Below are 18,577 nucleotides of genomic sequence, written 5' to 3'. Positions count from 1 at the left end.
TCGCCGCCGGCTGCCCGTGCCGGTCAGGGCCGCTGGCGGATGTTCTCCGGCAGCCAGGTGGCCAGATCCGGGAAGGCGATCAGCACGAAGACCATGACGACCATGATCGCGAACATCGGCAGCGCCGCGCGGGCGATATAGGGCATCTCGTGCCGGGTCATCCCCTGCAGCACGAAGAGGTTGAAGCCGATGGGCGGTGTGATCTGCGCCATCTCGACGACCACGACGATGAAGATGCCGAACCAGACGAGATCGATGCCGGCGGCGCGCACCATCGGTTCCACCACGGCCATGGTGAGAACCACCGAGGAGATGCCGTCCAGAAAGCAGCCGATGACGATGTAGAAGACGAGCAGCGCCATCAGCAGCTCGAAGCGGGAAAGCTCGAGGCTGCCGATGAACGTGGCGAGCGCGCGCGGCAGGCCGGTGAACCCCATCGAAAGCGACAGGAAGGCCGCGCCGGCGAGGATCAGTGCCACCATGGCGGAGGTGCGGGTCGCGCCCATCAGGCTTTCGCCGAAGGTCGACCAGGTGAGCGATCCCTGGCCGGCGGCGAGCGCCAGCGCGCCGATGACGCCGAGGGCGGCGGCCTCCGTCGCGGTGGCGTAGCCCAGGTACATGGAGCCGATGACGACGGCGATGAGGCCGAGCACCGGCAGCAGGAACCGCGAGTTGGCGAGCTTCTCGGCGAAGGACATCCTCGGCTCCGGCGTCGGGTTGTAGTCGCGCGAGAACTTCGAGTGGATCGCGATGTAGCCCATGAACATGCCGGCGAGCACGAGACCCGGCAGGATGCCGGCCATGAACAGCTTGGTGATGGATTCATTGATCGTCACGCCGTAGACGATGAGCGTCAGCGACGGCGGGATCATCAGCCCGAGGGTTGCGGCGCCGGCGAGGGTGCCGATCACCATCTTTTCCGGATAGCCGCGCTTGCGCAGCTCCGGCACGGACATCTTGCCGACGGTGGTCAGCGTCGCGGCGGAGGATCCGGAGACGGCGGCGAAGACCGTGCAGCCGACCACATTGGTGTGGAGCAGACCGCCGGGAAGCCGCGCCATCCAGGGCGACAGGCCGCGGAACATGTCTTCCGAAAGCCGTGTCCGGTAGAGGATCTCTCCCATCCAGATGAAGAGGGGCAGCGCCGTCAGCGTCCAGGAGGAGGACGTGGCCCAGATCACGGTGATCATGGCATCGCCGGAGGGACGCGAGGTGAAGAGCTCCATGCCGACGAAGGCGACGCCGAGGAGCGCAAGGCCCACCCAGACGCCGGTGCCGAGCAGCATGAAGAGAACGAAGAGGAAGAGAACGATCGGGGCGAAGGTTTCCATCGATGCCTATTCCCCGTGGCTCTGTTCGACCGTGTCCGCCTTGATGCCGGCATCGCCGGTGAACAGGACACGCAGGAGGTGATCGGTAAGGGCAATGGCCAGCAGGACGGCGCCGGTGGCCATGGCGAGTTGCGGGATCCACAGCGGCGTCGCGTCCTGCCCCTGGCTGACGTCCTTGAGCTTCCACGACCAGTAGACGGCCTTGATGGCGTAGCGGGCGAGGAACCAGGCAAGCGCCGCGCCGATGCCGAAGCACCAGACCTCCAGCCACCTGGCGTGGCGGCCGAGCGCGGCGAGGAGCAGGCTCACGCGGATATGGGCGCCGCGGTTGAGCGCATGGGCGAAGGCAAGGAACGAGGCGCCGGCCATGGCATAGCCGGCATAGCTGGCCGCGCCGGGGAAGGTGAGGCCCGTCCAGCGCGCCACCATCTGGGCGACGATGATCACCAGGATGGAGACGAGGCAGAGCGCGGCGAGCGCGCCGCCGGCGAAATAGAGCCCGTCGAGAAGGCGTCTCAGCCCTCGTCCGAGTGCGGTCATGGGATCGTCCCTGGGGTTCGCGCGGTCACAGGTGGCCGGTGCCGGAACGAACGTCCGGCTTGGGGCCAGGAGCTATCCGGAAACCCCCGGCGCATCCGCCGGGGGTCCGTGTCAGGCCTGGTCAGTTCGCCTTGTAGGCGTCGACGACGGCCTTGCCCTTGTCGCCGGCGGACTTGAGCCATTCGGCGGTCATGGTCTCGCCGATCTTGGCGAGGTCGGCCTTGAGCTGGTCGCTCGGCATCTCGACCTTCATGCCGTTTTCCTTCAGCCCGTTGAGGGTGAAGGAGGTGTAGTCCTGGGCCTTCTTGAGGCCGTCGGCCGCGGCGGTGGCGGCGCAGTCGGTGAAGACCTTCTTGGTCGCGTCGTCGAGGCCGTTCCAGCTGTCCATGTTGACGAAGACGGCGTTGCGCGGCAGCCAGGCGTCGACGGCATAGAAGTTGGAGACATGCTCCCACAGCTTGCTGTCATAGCCGGTCGCGCCCGACGAGATCATCGATTGGGCGACGCCGGTGGCGAAGGCTTGCGGAACCTCGGCCGCCTCGATCTGCACCGGCAGCATGCCGGTAAGCTCGGCGAGCTTGGCGGTCGCGGCATTGTAGGCGCGGAACTTCAGGCCTTCCATGTCGGCGACCGAGTTCACGTCCTTGTTGAAGTACATGCCCTGAGGCGGCCACGGCACGGTGTAGAGCAGGACGAGGTTCTGGTCGGCGAGAGCTTCCTCGATCGCCGGCTGGGCTGCCGCCCAAAGCTTGACGGAATCGTCGAAGGAGGTTGCCAGGAAGGGAATGCTGTCGACGCCGAAGAGCGGGTTCTCGTTGGCATGAGCGGAGAGCAGGCGCTCACCGATCGGCACCTGGCCGGTCTGGACGGCGCGCTTGATGTCGGCGCCGCCGAAGAGCGAGCCGTTGGGATGGGTGACGATCTCGATCGCGCCGTCGGTGCCCTTGGTCACGCAGGCGGCGAAGGCGGCGCCGTTTTCCGTGTGGTAGTTGCTGGCCGGATAGGCCATCGGCAGGTCCCACTTCTCGGCGCTCGCCGGCAGCGAGGTCGCGGCGAGGGCGAGGCCGGCGGCAACGAGGGCCGTGGTGCGGGCAAGCGTCTTGCGGGTCTTCGTGGACACAGTCATTTCAAGTCCTCCAATCATTTTCTGGCTTTCGCCCGGGACGCCTTGTAACGGCGGTTTCGGGGGCGGGTTCCTGCTCTGGTCGGTCTGTTTGTCGTCCCTTGCCGCTCTTTGCGGGATCGCGTCACTCTAGCTGGCGAAACGCTCCGGCGAATAGGGGGTCAGGTCGATATTGGGCTTTCGTCCGGCGATGAGGTCGGCGACAAGCCGTCCGGTCTTCGCCCCGCCCGTCAGTCCGACGTGGTGGTGGCCGAAGGCCATCAGGACATCGCCATGGACAGGCGACGCCCCGATCACGGGGATGGAGTCGCTCGGCGCCGGCCGGTGCCCCATCCATTTTCGGGTGGATTTCCAGGAGAGGGTGGGCATTGCCCGGCGAAGCTCCGCCTCGAGGATGCCGAAGGGCGCCTCGGCGGGGCCGGCCTCCAGCCCGCCGAACTCGACGATGCCGGCGAGGCGGATGCGGCCTTCCATCGGAGTGATGACGAAACGCCCCGAGGCAACCATGGCGGGCGCCGCTGGCGAGGCGCTGGGTTCCTCGAGCTCAAGGTGATAGCCGCGCTCGCTCTCCAGTGGCACATCGATGCCGAGCAGTTTCGACAGGCCTTTCGACCAGACGCCGGTGGCGACGATCGCGCGGCTTGCCGCAATCGGCCCGGCGTCGGTGCCAAGCGCGGCGAGACGGCCGTCGCCGTCGAACTCGAAGCCCTTGACGTCTGCCTTGACGATGCGTCCGCCGAGCGTCTCGAAATGGGCGGCAAGATCCTTCACGTAAAGGCCGGGATCGCGGATCACGCCATGGCCGGGAAGCTTGGCGGCGAAGCGGTTTGCCGGGCCGAGCAGGGGATCGTAACGCCCAAGCTCCTCGGCTTCCATCTCGTCCCATGTGTAGCCGCAGTCGCGCCGGATGCCCCAACCGAAGGCGTCACCCTCGTAGGCGGCACGGTCGCGATAGACATAAAGATAGTCTGACGGGCGGATCCAGCGTTCGGCCGCAGTGCCCGCTGCCAGCGCCTGATGCTGCTCAAGGCTGTCGCCGAGAATGGGCGTCAGGGCGGCGGCGATGCGGCGGACGTCGCGCTCGTTGCAATGGGAAAGGTAACGGGCAAGCCACGGCATCAGGCGCGGCAGGTAGGACCAGCGCAAGAACAGCGGGCTCTTCGGGTCGAGGATCATGCCCGGCGCCTTGCGCATCAGGCCCGGAACGGTGACCGGCACGACCGAGCAGGACGCAAGAACGCCGCCGTTGCCGTGCGAAGTGCCCTCGCCGGGTCCGGCACGGTCGATGAGGACGACATCGCGTCCGTCCCGGGCAAGCCAGATCGCGGCGCTGACGCCAACGATTCCGGCACCGATCACCGCGACAGTGTCCGTCTCAACACTCGCCTTGCGCACAAACCCCTCCGAAACTGCCCTGTAAAACTCTGCAAGCGGCGGTGCTTCATGTCAACGATTTATCGATAAAATCACGGCAATGGAGGTCGTTCCACAGTCCTTCGCCGGTCGCTGGCATTCGCCTTTGACCGCGAGGGCGGGTCGGGTCATCGTTGGCCGGAACGACAGGGCCTTTGCGCGCCGGAGGGGAATTTGATCGACAGGAACGGGCTTGCGTCAATCGGTATCCTCATGCTGGAAACGCGCTTTCCACGCATTCCTGGCGATCTCGGCAATCCGGCGACGTGGCCGTTTCCGGTTGCCTTCAAGGTGGTTCGCGGAGCGAGTCCGCAGCTTGCGGTGACGGGCGGGGCGGAAGGGCTGCTTGCGCCGTTCGTCGAGGCGGGACACGCGCTCGTCGCGGAGGGCGCGCAGGGCATCGTGACGAGTTGCGGCTTCCTGGTGCTTTTCCAGGATGCGCTGCGCGCGGCGCTGGGCGTGCCGGTGGCGACCTCCTCGCTCATGCAGGTGTCTATGGTCGAGGCGCTGCTGCCGGCATCGCGCCGCGCCGGCATCCTGACGATCTCGGCAGCGTCGCTGACGCCGGCGCATCTTGCCGCCGCCGGCTGCCGGTCGGATACGCCTGTCGCCGGGCTCGACGCGGGGACGGAGTTCTCCAGCGCCATCCTCGGCAATCGCACGACGCTGGACGTCGAACGTGCCCGCGCGGAGAACGTTGCGGCGGCGCAGGCTCTCCTCGATGATCACCCGGAGGTCGGCGCCATCGTGCTCGAATGCACCAACATGGTTCCCTATGCAGCCGACATCCGGGAAGCCTGTGGCGTGCCTGTCTATTCCGTCGAGAGCCTCGTGAGCTGGTTCCACAGTGGCCTCTCGCCGCGCCGCTACCCGTCGACCTGAGCGGTGGTCACGCTCTCTTGCACCGATTTTTGGTTCGGGCGGTTTCCAGTCCGCACAAGGATGCACTAGCCTTGCGCGGACGTTTCATTCTGGCAACGGGAAGATGAATGGCAGACGAGACCAGCCACGCCGCTCCGGCGGCTTCCGGCATCGGGCCTGTCGTATCGGCGGCGCATCTGGCCTCCGGTGCGATGCCGGCGCTCTCCGAGGTCGAATTCGCGGTGACGATGATGGTCAACGCCTATCATCGCTGGATGTCGCGCTGCATGGCGGCGGCCGGTGCTCCGGGCATGAGCCCGCTGGACACGCTGGTCCTTCATTCCGTCAACCACCGCGGGCGTCCGAAGTCACTCGCCGACATCTGCCTGGTGCTCAACATCGAGGACACCCACACGGTCACCTACGCCCTGAAGAAGCTCGTCGGCGCGGGGCTCGTGGAGACGGGAAAGCGCGGCAAGGAAAAGACCGTGGCGATCTCTCCCGCGGGCGAGGCAATCTGCATGGAGTATCGGCGTCTGCGCGAGGCCTTGCTCGTCGGGCCGGTCAAGGCGCTGGGCATGGATGAGGCCGAGCTGTCGCGGCTCGCGGCGACGCTGCGCTCCGTCTCCGGCCATTACGACCAGGCGGCGCGGGCTGCGGCGGCCATGTAGACGGGCGTTCAGCCGTAGGTGCTTTCGCCGCGGCTGCCTGTCGTCCGCCCGGCCACTGGGCCATCGTCGGCCTTTGGCGTCATGTCGGCGTCGGCTGTCGCTTCGCCGTTCGGAGCGGCCGTCTCGCCGGATCCCTGGTCGGACGCATTCGCCTCAGGCAGCGAGATCGCCGTGCCGTCGGTGATCGCGGCATCAGCAGGCGACGGCAAGCCATAGCTGCTGCGCCGCTTGGCGAGGAAGGCGCGGTTCTTTTCCTGCTGGCGCGCGGCGTTGGCGCTTTCCAGTTCGTTCGACAGGTCCATCGGCCGACCGAAGAGGAAGCCCTGCACCTTGTCGCAGCCGGCGGCGCGCAGCAGGGTCACCTGTTCCTCGTTCTCCACGCCCTCGGCGGTGATGGTCACGCCGAGCGAGCGACCGAGGCCGACAATCGAAGCGATGATCGCATCCGTCGTGCCGTTGCTGCCAAGGGTGGCGACGAAGGAGCGGTCGATCTTGATGGTGTCGAAGGGGAAGCGGGACAGGTAACTGAGGCTCGAATAGCCGGTGCCGAAGTCGTCCATGGCAACGGACACGCCCAGGGCGCGGACCTCGGTCAGCGTCTTGACCACCGCAGCCGTATTGGCGATGAGCAGGCTTTCGGTGATCTCTATCTCCAGGCGGCGCGGGTTGAGGCCGCTTGCCTGAAGCGCCTCGAAGACATGAAGCTCGGTGTTGCCGGGTTTGAATTGCGCGGCGGAGACGTTGACGGAGACGGAGAGGCTCTGGTCATTCCAGGCGGCGGCTTCCGCGCAGGCACGGCGCAGCACCCAGAAGCCGATGTCCTCGATCAGGCCGGCCTCTTCGGCGATCGGGATGAAGATCGCCGGGGAGATGGTTCCGCGTTCGGGATGCTCCCAGCGCAGCAGTGATTCATAACCGGTCAGCTTCAGGTCGCCGAGGCTGAACTGCGGCTGGTAGAGCAGGCGGAACTGGTCTTCCTTGAGCGCCTTGCGCAGGTCGGTCTCGAGCTTCTTGCGCTCCTTGGCATCAGCATCCATGTCGGCCGTGTACCAGGCGTAGGTCGAGCGGCCGTCATGTTTGGCGCGGTAGAGCGCCAGGTCGGCGCAATGAAGCAGGCGGGACGCGCGCCAAGCGGCATCCGTTGCCTGGGCAATGCCCATGGAGACGGAAACGGGAATGTCCTTGCCGTCGATCCGCGTCGGCATTTCGGTTGCCGCGAGCATGGCCTCGGCGAGCCGGGTCACGCTTTCGCGGTCGGCGTCGGTCGCCAGCAACACGGCGAACTCGTCGCCCGAAAGACGGGCGACCAGGTGCCGCGAGAAGACCGCGCTCAGCCGGTCGGACACGATCTGCAGGAAAAGGTCGCCGGCGGCATGGCCATGGGTGTCGTTCACGTCCTTGAACTTGTCGAGGTCGATCAGGATGACGGCGATGTTGCTCGCCTTGGCATGGGCCAGGCGCAAGGCCTCGGTCAGCTTGGTGTTGAAGACCGTGCGGTTGGGCAGGCTCGTCAGCGCGTCGTGATGGGCAAGGAACTGGATTGTCTTGCTGGCGTTCAGCCGGTCGCGGAAGCGCATCCAGACGAACAGCGCGGCAAGGCCCATGGCAACGAACAGAAGGGTGACGACGATGGCGACGCCGAAACGCAGGATGTCGGTCAGGAAGACGCCGGTGTTCTTCTGGTCGTAGGTCACGACCACGGTGCCCGCGAGTTGGCCTTCCTGTGCGATGGGGATGGCGATCAGCGACATCCCTCCGCCCAGCCCGAGAACGCTCTTGCCGACGTCGACGGCGGGGGCGGCGGTGGCGCGCACGTCGCGCACCAGGGTGCGCAACTGGGCGTGGGCGCGTGCGAGGACGTCGGTAGACGCGCGCGGCAGCAGTACGTCGGCGGCTTCGCCGTCGTGCCCGGCGAACCAGACGATGGCGACGGTGCTCACATCCTCATGGCTTTCCAGGTGGTTGACGAACCGGTCTATCCGCATGTCGGTCGCAGCCGACGCGTTGCGGCGGGCATCGAGGCCGTCGAGGGTCGAGCGCAGCATGGGCGGCGTCCCGAGCAGGTCAGGCTTGCGCGCGTATCCTTCATGGGCGAGATCCGCCGTCAGGCGTGGGGCCCGCCCCCTGTCCAGGTATTCGCCGAGTTCCCAGGAAATGCGTTTGGCGGCTTCGCGGGCGTCGCGGATGTAAAGTGCATTGGAAAAGAACACATTGGCGGTGTAGATCGCGATGGCGAAGGCGATCACCACCGAAAATCCGAACAGCAGGCCTGCGACTGATCTAATATTGCGCAAAATGCAAATCCCCCGCGCGGTCGCCTCATTCCTGACCGGGCCGGCAAAGAGTATGGCCGGGCAAAGTTTCCAGACCCTGAATCGAGGCTTTCACGCGCTACGTCAGCAAGGACGAGAGGTGTTTCATGACAAGAGATCCAATGCGGCGAGAGACGGATTCAATGGGAGCGATCGACGTTCCCGCCGACCGTTACTGGGGCGCGCAGACGGAACGGTCGCGCCATCATTTCGCCATTGGCCAGGATCTTTTCCCGCTCGAGATCATTCATGCGCTGGCGCGGTTGAAGCGCGGGGCGGCCGAGGTCAACGCCAGGCTTGGCGTGCTGGACGGTGAGCTGGCGCGGCTGATCGTGGCGGCCGCTGACGAGGTCATCGGCGGCCATCTCGACAGCGAGTTTCCGTTGCGCGTCTGGATGACCGGCTCGGGAACGCAGGCCAACATGAACGTCAACGAGGTGATCTCCAACCGTGCCATCGAGATGGTCGGCGGCGTGCTCGGCTCCAAGAATCCGGTGCATCCGAACGATCACGTCAACCGCTCGCAGTCGTCGAACGACGTGGTGCCGGCGGCGCTCAACATCGCCGCCGCGCTGATGATCGAAACCCGCGTCTTGCCGGCGCTGGCCACCTTGCGCAAGGCGTTGCGCGACAAGGCGGAAGCCTGGCGCGATCTGGTCAAGATCGGCCGGACGCACATGCAGGACGCCGTGCCGATGACGCTGGGCCAGGAGTTCGCCGGCTATGTCGGGCTCCTCGACGACAACCGCAAGCGGCTCGTCTTTGCCCGCGACGGGCTGATGGAACTTGCCATCGGCGGCACGGCGGTGGGCACCGGGCTGAACGCGCCGGCAGGGTTCGACACGGGTGTGGCCGAGGCGCTTGCCGCGCAGACCGGATTGCCGTTTCGCGCGGCGGCGAACAAGTTCGCGGTCATGGGGTCGCATGACGCTATGGTCATGGCCTCGGGTGTTCTGCGAACGCTTGCCGTCTCGCTCAACAAGATTGCAAACGACATACGGCTCCTGTCCTGCGGCCCGCGCGCCGGGTTCAACGAATTGCACTTGCCGGAGAACGAGCCGGGCTCGTCGATCATGCCGGGCAAGGTCAACCCGACCCAATGCGAGGCGCTGGCGATGTTGAGCCAGCAGGTCATGGGCCTCGATGCGGCGACGGCGCAGGCGGGCGCGGCCGGGCTTCTGGAGATGAATGTCTACAAGCCGATGATCGGCGCCAATGTTGTCACCTGCTGCCGGCTGCTCGCCGACGGCATGGAGCATTTCTCGCGCTTCGCGATCGAGGGCATGGAGGCGAACGAGGCGCAGCTTGCCGAGACGGTCGGCCGCTCGCTGATGCTGGTCACCGCACTGACGCCGGAGATCGGCTACGACAAGGCGGCGAAGATCGCCCACCACGCCCACCACGACGGGTTGACGCTGCGCGAGGCGGCTCTCGAACTCGGCTATGTGGATGCCGAAACCTTCGACCGGATTGTCGATCCGGCGAAGATGACGGGCGCGATGCCTGAAATGCCGCGGGACTGAGGCGCGAAAAAATCTTGCGCTGTCGCCTCTGACGGGGACGATGCGAAGGGTACGAATCGCGGCCTGCGCCGTGTGGAGGCGATGATGCCCGACAGCGGCGAAAGCGGGTAGGAGGCAAGGCGATGGACGGTCAGGTGGTTCTGGTGACGGCGGCCGGCAGCGGCATGGGCGCCGCGATTGCCCGGCGACTGGCTGAGGGCGGCGCGCGGATCGCCATTCTCTCCTCCTCCGGCAAGGGTGAGGCGCTGGCGCGGGAACTCGGCGGCTTCGGCATGACCGGCTCGGTGCTTGAGGCGGACGACATCTCCCGGTTCGTGGCGGCCAGCGCGGAGCGCTTCGGGCGCATCGATGCGGTGGTCAACAGCGCCGGGCACGGCCCCAAGGGCGCCGTGCTGGAGATTTCCGACGAGGACTGGCACCTGGGTCTCGACCACTATCTGCTCAACGTGGTGCGCATGTGCCGGGCGGTGACCCCGCATTTCCTGAAAGCGGGCAAGGGCGCGGTGGTCAACATCTCCACCTATGCGACCTTCGAGCCAGAGGCGATGTTTCCGACATCGGGCGTCTTCCGCGCCGGCCTTGCCGCGTTCACCAAGCTCTACTGCGATCGCTATGCGGCGGACGGCATTCGCATGAACAACGTGCTGCCGGGCTTCATCGACAGCCTGCCCGAGAAGGAGGACCGGCGTTCGCGCATCCCGATGGGCCGCTATGGCACCGTCGGGGAGGTGGCCGACACGGTCGCATTCCTGTTGTCAGCAGGTGCTGGCTACATCACCGGACAGAACCTCCGCGTCGACGGCGGTATCACCCGGTCGGTCTAGGCTGTGTTCGACGGATGAGCATCTGGGAAAGGATCAGCGCGGTCGTTGCCGCAATCGGCGCCGGCGGCATCGAGGCGGTTGACAGGATCATCGCCTACATAATCTCGGCCGGGGAGGGGCGCGGGGAACGGTCCGTTGCCTTCACGGTGGCGATGATCGCGCTCGCGGCGAAGATGGCGAAGGCCGACGGCGTCGTGACGGGGGACGAGGAGATCGCCTTTCTCGACGTGTTCGAGATCCCGCGTGGCGAGGAGCGCAACGTGGCGCGCCTGTTCAATCTCGCCAAGCAGGATGTCGCCGGCTTCGAGACCTATGCGCAGCGGCTGGCGGCGCTGTTTCCCGACGATCCGGAGATCCGCGTCGACATTCTCGACGTGCTGTTTCACATCGCCAAGGCCGATGGCGTTGTGCATGAGCATGAGGTCGCCTATCTGGCTCGCGTCGGCGAGATCTTCGGTCTCGACGCGCGGGGCTTCAACCAGATCCTTGCCCGCCACACCCGCAGCCAGGGCGATCCCTATGTGGTGCTCGGCATCAACAGGCAGGCAAGCGACGCGGACGTGAAGCGGCACTACCGCGGGCTCGTCGCCGAGACCCACCCTGACCGGCTGATCGCGCGCGGTGTGCCGGAGGAATTCGTGCGCATCGCCAACGACAGGATGGCGGCGCTCAACGCCGCCTATGCGCAGGTCGCGGCCGAACGCGGCATTTGACAGATACAGATCCAGATCCACCGAACGGAACCCGCTGACCATGGGCGTCAAGACAGATACCTCTCTCCCCGCCCGCCTCCAGCCGTCGCCGAACCATGGCGAGCGCCCCGAGGGCGCGCCCATCGACATGCTGATCCTGCACTACACGGGCATGGAAAGCGCCGAGGCGGCGGTTCGCAGGCTGTGCGACCCGCGCGCCGAGGTCTCCGCGCATTATGTCGTTGACGAGGACGGAACGGTTCTGCAGATGGTGCCGGAAGCGCGGCGCGCCTGGCACGCGGGCGCCTCCTACTGGGCGGGTGAGCGGGATGTGAACGCGCGCTCCATCGGCATCGAAATCGTCAATCCCGGACATGACTACGGCTACCGTGCGTTCCCCGACGCGCAGATCGAGGCGGTGATCGCGTTGTGCCGCGACATCTGTGCCCGGCACGCCATTCCGGCCTGGCGGGTGCTGGCCCATTCCGACGTGGCTCCGGCGCGCAAGGTCGACCCGGGCGAGCTCTTTCCATGGAACCGGCTGGCGGCTTCGGGCGTTGGGAGTTGGGTCGTGCCGGAACCGATTTCCGGCGGGCGTTATCTGCAGGAAGGCGACAAGGGGCAGCCGGTCGAGGCGTTGCAGTCGATGCTGGCGCTCCTGGGTTTCGAGATGGCCATCGACGGCGACTACAGCACGGCGACGCGTCTGGCGGTTGCCGCTTTCCAGCGTCACCATCGGCCTGAAAGGGTCGACGGCATCGCCGACATGTCGACGATCACGACGCTCCACCGGCTGCTCTGCGAGCGTCCCGCGGTCGTTTGAGGCCGGTTGACCACGGTTCGGAAACGCGCGCGCCGCCGCGTTTCAGGCAGGCGCGGCAAGGTCTCGCCCCGTCTTTGCCGCATTGCAACATAAGCCTGCCCAGGTCCTGTCAATTTTGACGGTATCTCCACATTTTGTGCGTATTTCATCGGTGTTCTTGTAATATTTCGTGACTTTCCCTGCCGGATTTTCGTCCTACCGCAGCGTCATACCCCCGCGCCTCGAGACAAAACCACGAACTCTCAAAAGGTCGGGCACATGACATTTGCAAACCTTGCGCGCCTCATCGGCGTGCTGACGCTGGCGCTCGGATTGGGCGCATGCCAGACGGCGGCGACAGGAACCACGACGGTCGATCCGTCGATCCTCGAAGCCGGCGCCAGGAGCGCCAAGTACGACGACATCATCCGCACCGAGGCGCGCAAGCACGGCATCCCCGTGGAGCTTGCTCATGCCATTGTGAAGGTTGAGAGCAACTACAATCCGCGTGCCCGTGGCCGCCACGGCGAGATCGGTCTCATGCAGATCAAACCGCAGACCGCGCGCGGCGTCGGCTTCAGCGGCAGCGCCAAGGCGCTCTACGATCCGAAGACAAACATCACCTACGGCATGAAGTATCTCGCCGGCGCCCGCAAGCGGGCCGGTGGCGACCTCTGCGGCACGATCCTGCGCTACAACGCCGGTCATTTCGCAAAGCGGATGAACCCGGTGAGCAAGCGCTATTGCGCCAAGGTCCGGAGCATCATGGCCCGGTCCTGAAGTATCGGTCCGGGTTCCGCGCCGGGGCCCGTGGCGCAAGCTTCGCAAGAGGCCGGGCCCGTTGTCGACGGCGGCGCGTGATGGAAGCCGGACGGCAATCCCGGCTTCGCGGCTACTCCTCCTCCGCTGCCGCGAGGCCGTCGCGCACCATCCCCGAGAGGATGCGGGCGTTGGCGCCGGGCTCGCGGGACAGGCCGTCGGCCGTGCCTTGCCGGTCCGCGGCGGGTTTCGCCTGGTTCAGCTTCCACACGCCGGAAAGCGTCGAGACCTCAAGCTCAAAGCCGACGATGCCGCGCATGAGTGCGGCGAGGTAGTCGGCGGGAGCTTCGTCGAGCGACCAGGCGGCGGGGCGGCCGCTCTCACGGTCGTGCGTCAGTTCGGCGAGCACCTGCCGAAGCCGCTCGGGCTCCTCGATGAGACGCAGCGTGCCGCGCGCCTCCACCGCCACATAGGCCCAGGTCGGGACCGCCTTTCCGGTCTCGCGTTTTGTGGCATACCAGCCCGGCGAGACATAGGCGTGTGGGCCCTGGAAGAGGGCAAGCGCCTCGATACCCGCACCGACCCCGCGCCAGTGCGGGTTGGCGCGGGCGAAGTGCCCCACAAGCGACAGGGTTCCGCCGGCCCGTTCGCGGATGGCGAGGGGTACGAGTGTCGCGGCGAGCCCGCCCGCGCCCGTCACCAATGTGCACAGGCCGATCTCCCGGATCGCGGCCAGCAGCACCTCGCGCCGGGTCTCCCGGCTTTGCTCTATCGCGTACATGCACGTCAGTCCTTTTCGTCCGTCGCTGCGCCAGCAGCGCGGTAGCCGGCGACCGACGCCGGCCGATCCACGCCGGCGGCGAGGCGCGGGTCGTCGATTATGGCGCTTGCCTCCTCGCGCAGTTCGATGACCCCGGCCCATATCGGCAGGGCGTAGTCGTCCTCATCGTCGTTGGGGGGACCGTCACGCATCTTCATGCTCATGCAGTCGATCCCCAGTGCGAGGATGCCGGTCGCGGCGTTCTCCTTGGCCGTCATCGGGCGCACCTCGTCCCACCGTCCTGGAAGCAGATGGTCCGTCAGCGCGGCCAGCGCCTGGCCGCGCTCCTCGGCGTCGGTGACGTGGCGCGCGTCGCCATGCACCATCACGCAACGATAATTCATCGAATGGTGAAAGGCGGAGCGGGCGACGACGATGCCGTCCACCAGCGTGACTGTCACGCAGAGCGGGGCGTTCTCGCGGTTCGCCTTGATGATGCGCGTCGCTTTTGCGCCATGCAGATAGAGCGTGTCGCCCACGAGCGCATAGATCATCGGGATCACCATTGGCCGGCCCTCGGCGATGAAGCCGACATGGGCGATCCGGCCGGCGCTCAGGACGTCGCGGGCCGCGTCGCGGTCGGAGATATCCCGGTTGCGGACGCGGGTGCGGGCATATGCGGGCGGGCGGGACTGCGAGGCGTTCGATAGGGGCATGCAGGCATCCTTTGCGATTTCTCGCGGAGTGTGTCATCAAAGTGGTTCCTGAAAAGGTCCAGTTTCATGAATATCGAGGGGCAGGTTTATGCTGGAAGGCTTGCTGATCCTGAACCGGGGGAGCGCGGTGCCGCTGCCCGAGCAGATCTATCGCGGCGTGCGCGCGGCGATCTCCGACGGCCGTCTCGCGCTGGGCGGGCGCTTGCCCTCCAGCCGTGCGCTGGCTGCTTCCCTCTCGGTCTCTCGCAACACGGTGAACGCCGCCTATGAGCTGCTGGTGGCGGAAGGCGTGGTGTCCGTGCGCAAGGGGGCGGCGCCGCGCATTCTGGACGAGAAGCGGCTGCCGCCCCGCTTTGGCGGCACGCAGGCAGGCAGCGCGCCCGCGCCATCCGCCGGCCTGTCGGCGCGCGGGCTCGCCATGGCTGTCGACCACTGGGGGGCGACGGAGCGCAAGAGGGGCGGCAAGCTGGAGCCCGGCACCCCGGGGCTTGATTGCTTTCCTCAGGACGAATGGGCGCGCACCCTGCGCCGGGCGACGCGGGGGTTGCGTGGCGGGGCGCTCTTCTATGACGAGATCGCCGGCTACGGGCAGCTCAGGCAGGCGCTTGCGCGCTACCTCGTGGAGGAGCGCGGGCTGCGCGCCTCGCCGGAGCGGATCATCGTTACCCCGTCGACGCAGGCGAGCCTTTTCCTGCTGGCAAGCATTCTTGCCGACCCCGGCGACACCGTCTGGCTGGAGGATCCGGGATATCTGGGCGCGCGGGCCGCCTTCCTGGCGGCCGGGCTTTCGGTGCGCCCGATGCCCGTCGATGCAGACGGGGCGGACCCCAGCGTCATGCCGCTCGATCCGCCGCCGCGGCTGATCTATGTCACGCCCTCGCACCAGTATCCCTTCGGCGTGCGCATGCCGCTCGAGCGGCGGTTGATGGTGCTCGAGCGGGCGCGGGCCTGCGGCGGGCTTGTCGTCGAGGACGACTATGACAGCGAGTTTCTCTTTGCCGGTCGGCCGCTCGCGGCCTTGCAGGGGTTGGGGCACGACGGCCAGACTGTCTATCTGGGCACCTTTTCCAAGGCGATGCTTCCGGGGTTGCGCTGCGCCTATATGGTGGTGCCTGAAGATCTTGCTCCGGCGCTCGCGCGGACGCTGCGGGTGACGGGGCATTTCGCCAATGTGGCGACACAGGCAGCGCTCGCCGACTTCATCGAAAGCGGGCGCTACCGGGCGCATCTGAGGCGTATCCGCGAAACCTACGAGGAGCGCGGGTGCGCGCTGGCAGCCGCGCTGAGGTCGCGCCTGGGCAATGCGGTCGGGCTCTCTGATCCGGTCGGTGGCGTGCAATGCGCCGTGCGCTTCAACATGCCTTGCAACGACAAGGCGGTGGCGGCAGCGGCCAACCGGCGCGGCTTCGGTGTCGCGGCGCTGTCTGCCTACGCGCTGGAGGCGGATGTCTGCGGCCTCGTCGTCGGCTTCGCCAATGCGCGTGAGGGAGACGCCGAGGCTTGCGCCATTGCCATCGCAGAGGCGCTGGCGGAAACCGGGGGGCAGGAGGCTTATGCACCTCCTTTGGATGAAATGACGGGGCGGGGTTGTCGTGTCGCTTGACCCGGGCGCGTGCCCCGCATACCTGTCGCGGGTCAGTCGGCCGGACGGCCGCTCCCGCAAGCGCGGAAACGCCGCGGGGGAGGAAAGTCCGGGCTCCATGGAAAAACGGTGCCGGGTAACGCCCGGCGGGGGCGACCCTAGGGAAAGTGCCACAGAAAGCAAACCGCCGTGGCTTCGGCCGCGGTAAGGGTGAAAGGGTGGGGTAAGAGCCCACCGCGCGACCGGCAACGGAAGCGGCATGGTAAACCCCACCGGGAGCAAAACCGAATAGGGACGGCGTGGACGCCGAAAGGCGTCCGGTTTTTTCCAGGCCAGCCGTCCGGGTAGGTTGCGTGAGGCGTTCGGCAACGAACGCCCAAGATGAATGGCCGTCGCGCGTGGCTTCGCGCCACGCCTTACAGAACCCGGCTTAAAGGCCGGCTGACACTTCTCCCCCTCGATACCTGCATTTCTTCCGACCGATGGCGGCGTGTGCCGAGCATGGGATGGTGCCCCACCGGGGCATGGGACGGCGTCCCACAGCCATTCGGCCGGCCGGCTTTGGCCACTTTCCTCGCGCTCTTTCTCTCGCTTCGCGCCGGTCCGGGATGCCGCAATGGTGGTCGGTGCGCCGTATGCGCGATGCGGCGGTGTGCGCGTTGGCACTGCGACAAGCGCGAAAACCCTGTCCGTGCGACACCGGATGCCGGAGACCGGCCGCAGCCGTCTTGCGGCTGTGTCTCGCGCCTGCCGCCGTCGCCGGGGCGGCGGCGGCAGGCTGCCGCAACTCGCCTCGCAATGTGCAAAACCCCTTTTTCATCAACGCGATTGATTGAGCGCACCGGCAGAAATCGCGGCTTTTCGCCGGTCCGGGGCATCTCAACTCAATATTAAGCTTAATCGTGGATAACCTTTTCAGGGTGCGTCGCGGGGCGACAGGAGGGGGCTCTTACCGCTGGATTCCATTGACGCCCATGAGGTCCCATGCTATCCCAAATCATCCCGTTTCGAGTTGAGGCGGCCGGGCTGTCATGGCCCGCGAAACCAGCGCACGGGCCGAGCGATCGTGCCATGCGCAGGGTGCGTCGTATCGGGTTTTCCAGGTGTCGGGGGATGGCGTTAGGCCGGGATCGTGAGTTCCGGTGGTGGGGCGAGAGAATCTATGTCCGGCTTCGTGTCGCACTACACAAATCGACTCGACGCCAAGGGGCGGGTTTCCGTCCCGGCTCCGTTCCGCCAGGTGCTTACCCGCGACGGCTTCGAAGGTCTCTACTGCTTCCCCTCCCTGCACCACACGGCGGTCGATGCGGGCGGTCACCAGCTCATCAGCGAAATCGAGAAACGTCTCGATGGCCTGGCGACGCTGACCGCCGACCACGACGCCTTGTCCACGGCGCTTTACGGCGCGAGCGAAACCTTGAAGATCGATGGAGACGGACGGGTGATGCTGTCGGAGATGATCCGCGACCATGCTTGCATCGCCGACCGCGTGACCTTCGTCGGGCAGGGGTACAAGTTTCAGCTCTGGGAGCCGGAGCGTTTTCGCGCCCACCGCGCCGAGGCGATGAAGCTCGCCATGGCGGCAATTGCGCGGGCGGCCGGCGGCGGCGCTGCGGGGGTGTCGCAATGATGGCAGCCCGCGAGCGGACCGATGCTGCCGAAACGGCAAACGACGATCGTCACATTCCCGTTCTTCTCGACGAGGTCGTCGCGGCTCTTGCGATGCGCGAGGGCGAGACCGTCGTCGATGGCACCTTCGGTGCTGGCGGCTACAGCCGTGCGCTGCTGGAGACCGGCGCGCGCGTCGTCGGTATCGACCGTGATCCGACGGCCATCGCCGCCGGCGCCGATCTCGCTGCCGCTTCCGGCGGTCGTCTCGCTTTGGTGCAGGGGCGCTTTTCCGCGCTGGACGCACATGTGGCGGGCCTCGGTCTTGCCGGCGTTGATGCAGTGGTGCTCGACCTTGGCGTATCCTCCATGCAGCTCGACCAGGCGGAGCGCGGTTTCTCCTTCCGTTTCGACGGGCCGCTCGACATGCGCATGGACTGCGCCGGTCCGAGCGCGGCGGATCTCGTCAACACCATGCCGCAGCGCGACCTCACGCGCCTCATCGGAATGCTGGGCGAGGAAAAGCGCGCTTCCGCCGTCTCGCGCGCCATCGCCGAGCGTCGCAAGGAAGAGCCCTTCAGCCGCACGGCCGATCTTGCCGCCGTCATCGAGAAGGTGGTCGGGCGTCCGAGCAAGGGCAAGCAGATCCATCCGGCGACCCGCACCTTCCAGGCGCTGCGCATCTGCGTGAACGGCGAGCTCGACGAGATCGTGGCAGCGCTTGCCGCGGCCGAGCGTGCGCTCGTGCCGGGCGGCCGTCTCGTCGTCGTGACCTTCCACAGTCTCGAGGATCGCATCGTCAAGCGCTTCTTTGCCGAGCGCAGCCGCACGCGCGCCGGCGGATCGCGGCATCTGCCGGAGGTCGATGTGCCGCCGGCGACATTCGAGCTGATCAGCCGCGGGGCGGTGGAGCCTTCGGAGGCGGAGACCGCACGCAACCCGCGGGCGCGCTCGGCGAAGCTGCGTGCGGGTCGGCGCACCGACGCCCCGGCGCGCGAGATCGACGGCACGGCGCTTGGCGCGCCGCGTGTTGCTTCCATCGTTTCGGTTGGAGATTGAG

The 18,577-nt window shown here is 66.8% G+C and carries 17 protein-coding genes and 1 other RNA gene; 11 read left to right on the top strand and 7 right to left on the bottom strand.

Features of this window, described 5'->3' with window-relative positions; all coding sequences use genetic code 11:
* Nucleotides 1–23: 23 nt before the first annotated feature.
* From ACN0WF_RS01815 to ACN0WF_RS01800, 4 genes are all read right to left on the bottom strand, one after another.
* Complete coding sequence (locus ACN0WF_RS01815) at nt 24–1,331, bottom strand: TRAP transporter large permease (protein ID WP_417771054.1); 1,308 nt, start codon at nt 1,329–1,331, stop codon at nt 24–26.
* Nucleotides 1,332–1,337: 6 nt separating this feature from the next.
* Nucleotides 1,338–1,871, bottom strand: a complete 534-nt coding sequence (locus ACN0WF_RS01810; RefSeq protein ID WP_417771053.1) for a TRAP transporter small permease — start codon at nt 1,869–1,871, stop codon at nt 1,338–1,340.
* 121 nt (nt 1,872–1,992) lie between these two features.
* Entirely contained in the window at nt 1,993–2,997 is a 1,005-nt protein-coding gene (locus ACN0WF_RS01805; protein WP_417771052.1) for a TRAP transporter substrate-binding protein, read from the bottom strand.
* A gap of 126 nt (nt 2,998–3,123) precedes the next feature.
* On the bottom strand, nt 3,124–4,389 hold the full coding sequence (locus ACN0WF_RS01800; RefSeq protein WP_417771051.1) for an NAD(P)/FAD-dependent oxidoreductase: 1,266 nt from the start codon (nt 4,387–4,389) through the stop codon (nt 3,124–3,126).
* A 192-nt stretch (nt 4,390–4,581) separates the two neighbouring features.
* On the opposite strand from ACN0WF_RS01800, the gene ACN0WF_RS01795 reads away from it, so the two are divergent.
* Nucleotides 4,582–5,289, top strand: coding sequence for an aspartate/glutamate racemase family protein (locus ACN0WF_RS01795; protein WP_417771050.1), 708 nt, complete (start codon nt 4,582–4,584; stop codon nt 5,287–5,289).
* A 107-nt stretch (nt 5,290–5,396) separates the two neighbouring features.
* Nucleotides 5,397–5,939, top strand: coding sequence for a winged helix DNA-binding protein (locus ACN0WF_RS01790; protein WP_417771049.1), 543 nt, complete (start codon nt 5,397–5,399; stop codon nt 5,937–5,939).
* Nucleotides 5,940–5,947: 8 nt separating this feature from the next.
* On the opposite strand, the gene ACN0WF_RS01785 is transcribed toward ACN0WF_RS01790, so the two are convergent.
* Nucleotides 5,948–8,233 (bottom strand): putative bifunctional diguanylate cyclase/phosphodiesterase, encoded by a 2,286-nt coding sequence (locus tag ACN0WF_RS01785; protein WP_417771048.1) that lies wholly within the window; start codon nt 8,231–8,233, stop codon nt 5,948–5,950.
* A 140-nt stretch (nt 8,234–8,373) separates the two neighbouring features.
* Between ACN0WF_RS01785 and fumC the strand changes: the two genes are divergently transcribed.
* From fumC to ACN0WF_RS01760, 5 genes are all read left to right on the top strand, one after another.
* The gene (fumC, locus tag ACN0WF_RS01780) at nt 8,374–9,774 is read left to right on the top strand and encodes a class II fumarate hydratase (RefSeq protein WP_417771210.1); all 1,401 of its coding nucleotides are present in this window, start codon (nt 8,374–8,376) and stop codon (nt 9,772–9,774) included.
* A 122-nt stretch (nt 9,775–9,896) separates the two neighbouring features.
* Complete coding sequence (locus tag ACN0WF_RS01775) at nt 9,897–10,598, top strand: SDR family oxidoreductase (RefSeq protein WP_417771047.1); 702 nt, start codon at nt 9,897–9,899, stop codon at nt 10,596–10,598.
* 14 nt (nt 10,599–10,612) lie between these two features.
* On the top strand, nt 10,613–11,311 hold the full coding sequence (locus ACN0WF_RS01770; RefSeq protein WP_417771046.1) for a TerB family tellurite resistance protein: 699 nt from the start codon (nt 10,613–10,615) through the stop codon (nt 11,309–11,311).
* A 40-nt stretch (nt 11,312–11,351) separates the two neighbouring features.
* Entirely contained in the window at nt 11,352–12,113 is a 762-nt protein-coding gene (locus ACN0WF_RS01765; protein ID WP_417771045.1) for an N-acetylmuramoyl-L-alanine amidase, read from the top strand.
* A 258-nt stretch (nt 12,114–12,371) separates the two neighbouring features.
* On the top strand, nt 12,372–12,872 hold the full coding sequence (locus tag ACN0WF_RS01760; RefSeq protein ID WP_417771044.1) for a lytic transglycosylase domain-containing protein: 501 nt from the start codon (nt 12,372–12,374) through the stop codon (nt 12,870–12,872).
* Nucleotides 12,873–12,984: 112 nt separating this feature from the next.
* On the opposite strand, the gene ACN0WF_RS01755 is transcribed toward ACN0WF_RS01760, so the two are convergent.
* Both ACN0WF_RS01755 and ACN0WF_RS01750 read right to left on the bottom strand, forming a co-directional pair.
* Nucleotides 12,985–13,632, bottom strand: coding sequence for an FMN-binding negative transcriptional regulator (locus ACN0WF_RS01755; protein WP_417771043.1), 648 nt, complete (start codon nt 13,630–13,632; stop codon nt 12,985–12,987).
* Nucleotides 13,633–13,637: 5 nt separating this feature from the next.
* The gene (locus tag ACN0WF_RS01750; RefSeq protein WP_417771042.1) at nt 13,638–14,327 is read right to left on the bottom strand and encodes a pyridoxamine 5'-phosphate oxidase family protein; all 690 of its coding nucleotides are present in this window, start codon (nt 14,325–14,327) and stop codon (nt 13,638–13,640) included.
* An 88-nt stretch (nt 14,328–14,415) separates the two neighbouring features.
* Here ACN0WF_RS01750 and ACN0WF_RS01745 point away from each other — a divergent pair, with 88 nt between their 5' ends.
* The 4 genes from ACN0WF_RS01745 to rsmH all read left to right on the top strand — a co-directional run bounded on the left by ACN0WF_RS01745 (nt 14,416) and on the right by rsmH (nt 18,576).
* A complete protein-coding gene (locus tag ACN0WF_RS01745) occupies nt 14,416–15,930 on the top strand; it encodes a PLP-dependent aminotransferase family protein (RefSeq protein WP_417771041.1) in 1,515 nt (504 codons plus the stop codon).
* A 32-nt stretch (nt 15,931–15,962) separates the two neighbouring features.
* Nucleotides 15,963–16,358: RNase P RNA component class A (rnpB, locus tag ACN0WF_RS01740), an RNA gene on the top strand.
* A gap of 713 nt (nt 16,359–17,071) precedes the next feature.
* Nucleotides 17,072–17,539: a division/cell wall cluster transcriptional repressor MraZ gene (gene mraZ / locus ACN0WF_RS01735; RefSeq protein WP_417771040.1), complete on the top strand. Its 468-nt coding sequence runs from the start codon at nt 17,072–17,074 to the stop codon at nt 17,537–17,539.
* On the top strand, nt 17,536–18,576 hold the full coding sequence (rsmH, locus tag ACN0WF_RS01730; RefSeq protein ID WP_417771039.1) for a 16S rRNA (cytosine(1402)-N(4))-methyltransferase RsmH: 1,041 nt from the start codon (nt 17,536–17,538) through the stop codon (nt 18,574–18,576). Before mraZ ends, rsmH begins: the two co-directional genes overlap by 4 nt.
* The last annotated feature ends 1 nt before the right edge of the window (nt 18,577 follow it).

This window comes from Stappia sp., from assembly GCF_048268045.1.
Classification (GTDB): domain Bacteria; phylum Pseudomonadota; class Alphaproteobacteria; order Rhizobiales; family Stappiaceae; genus Stappia.
Note: the sequence above shows the minus strand (reverse complement) of the source record. Positions and strands in the feature narration are given on the sequence as shown.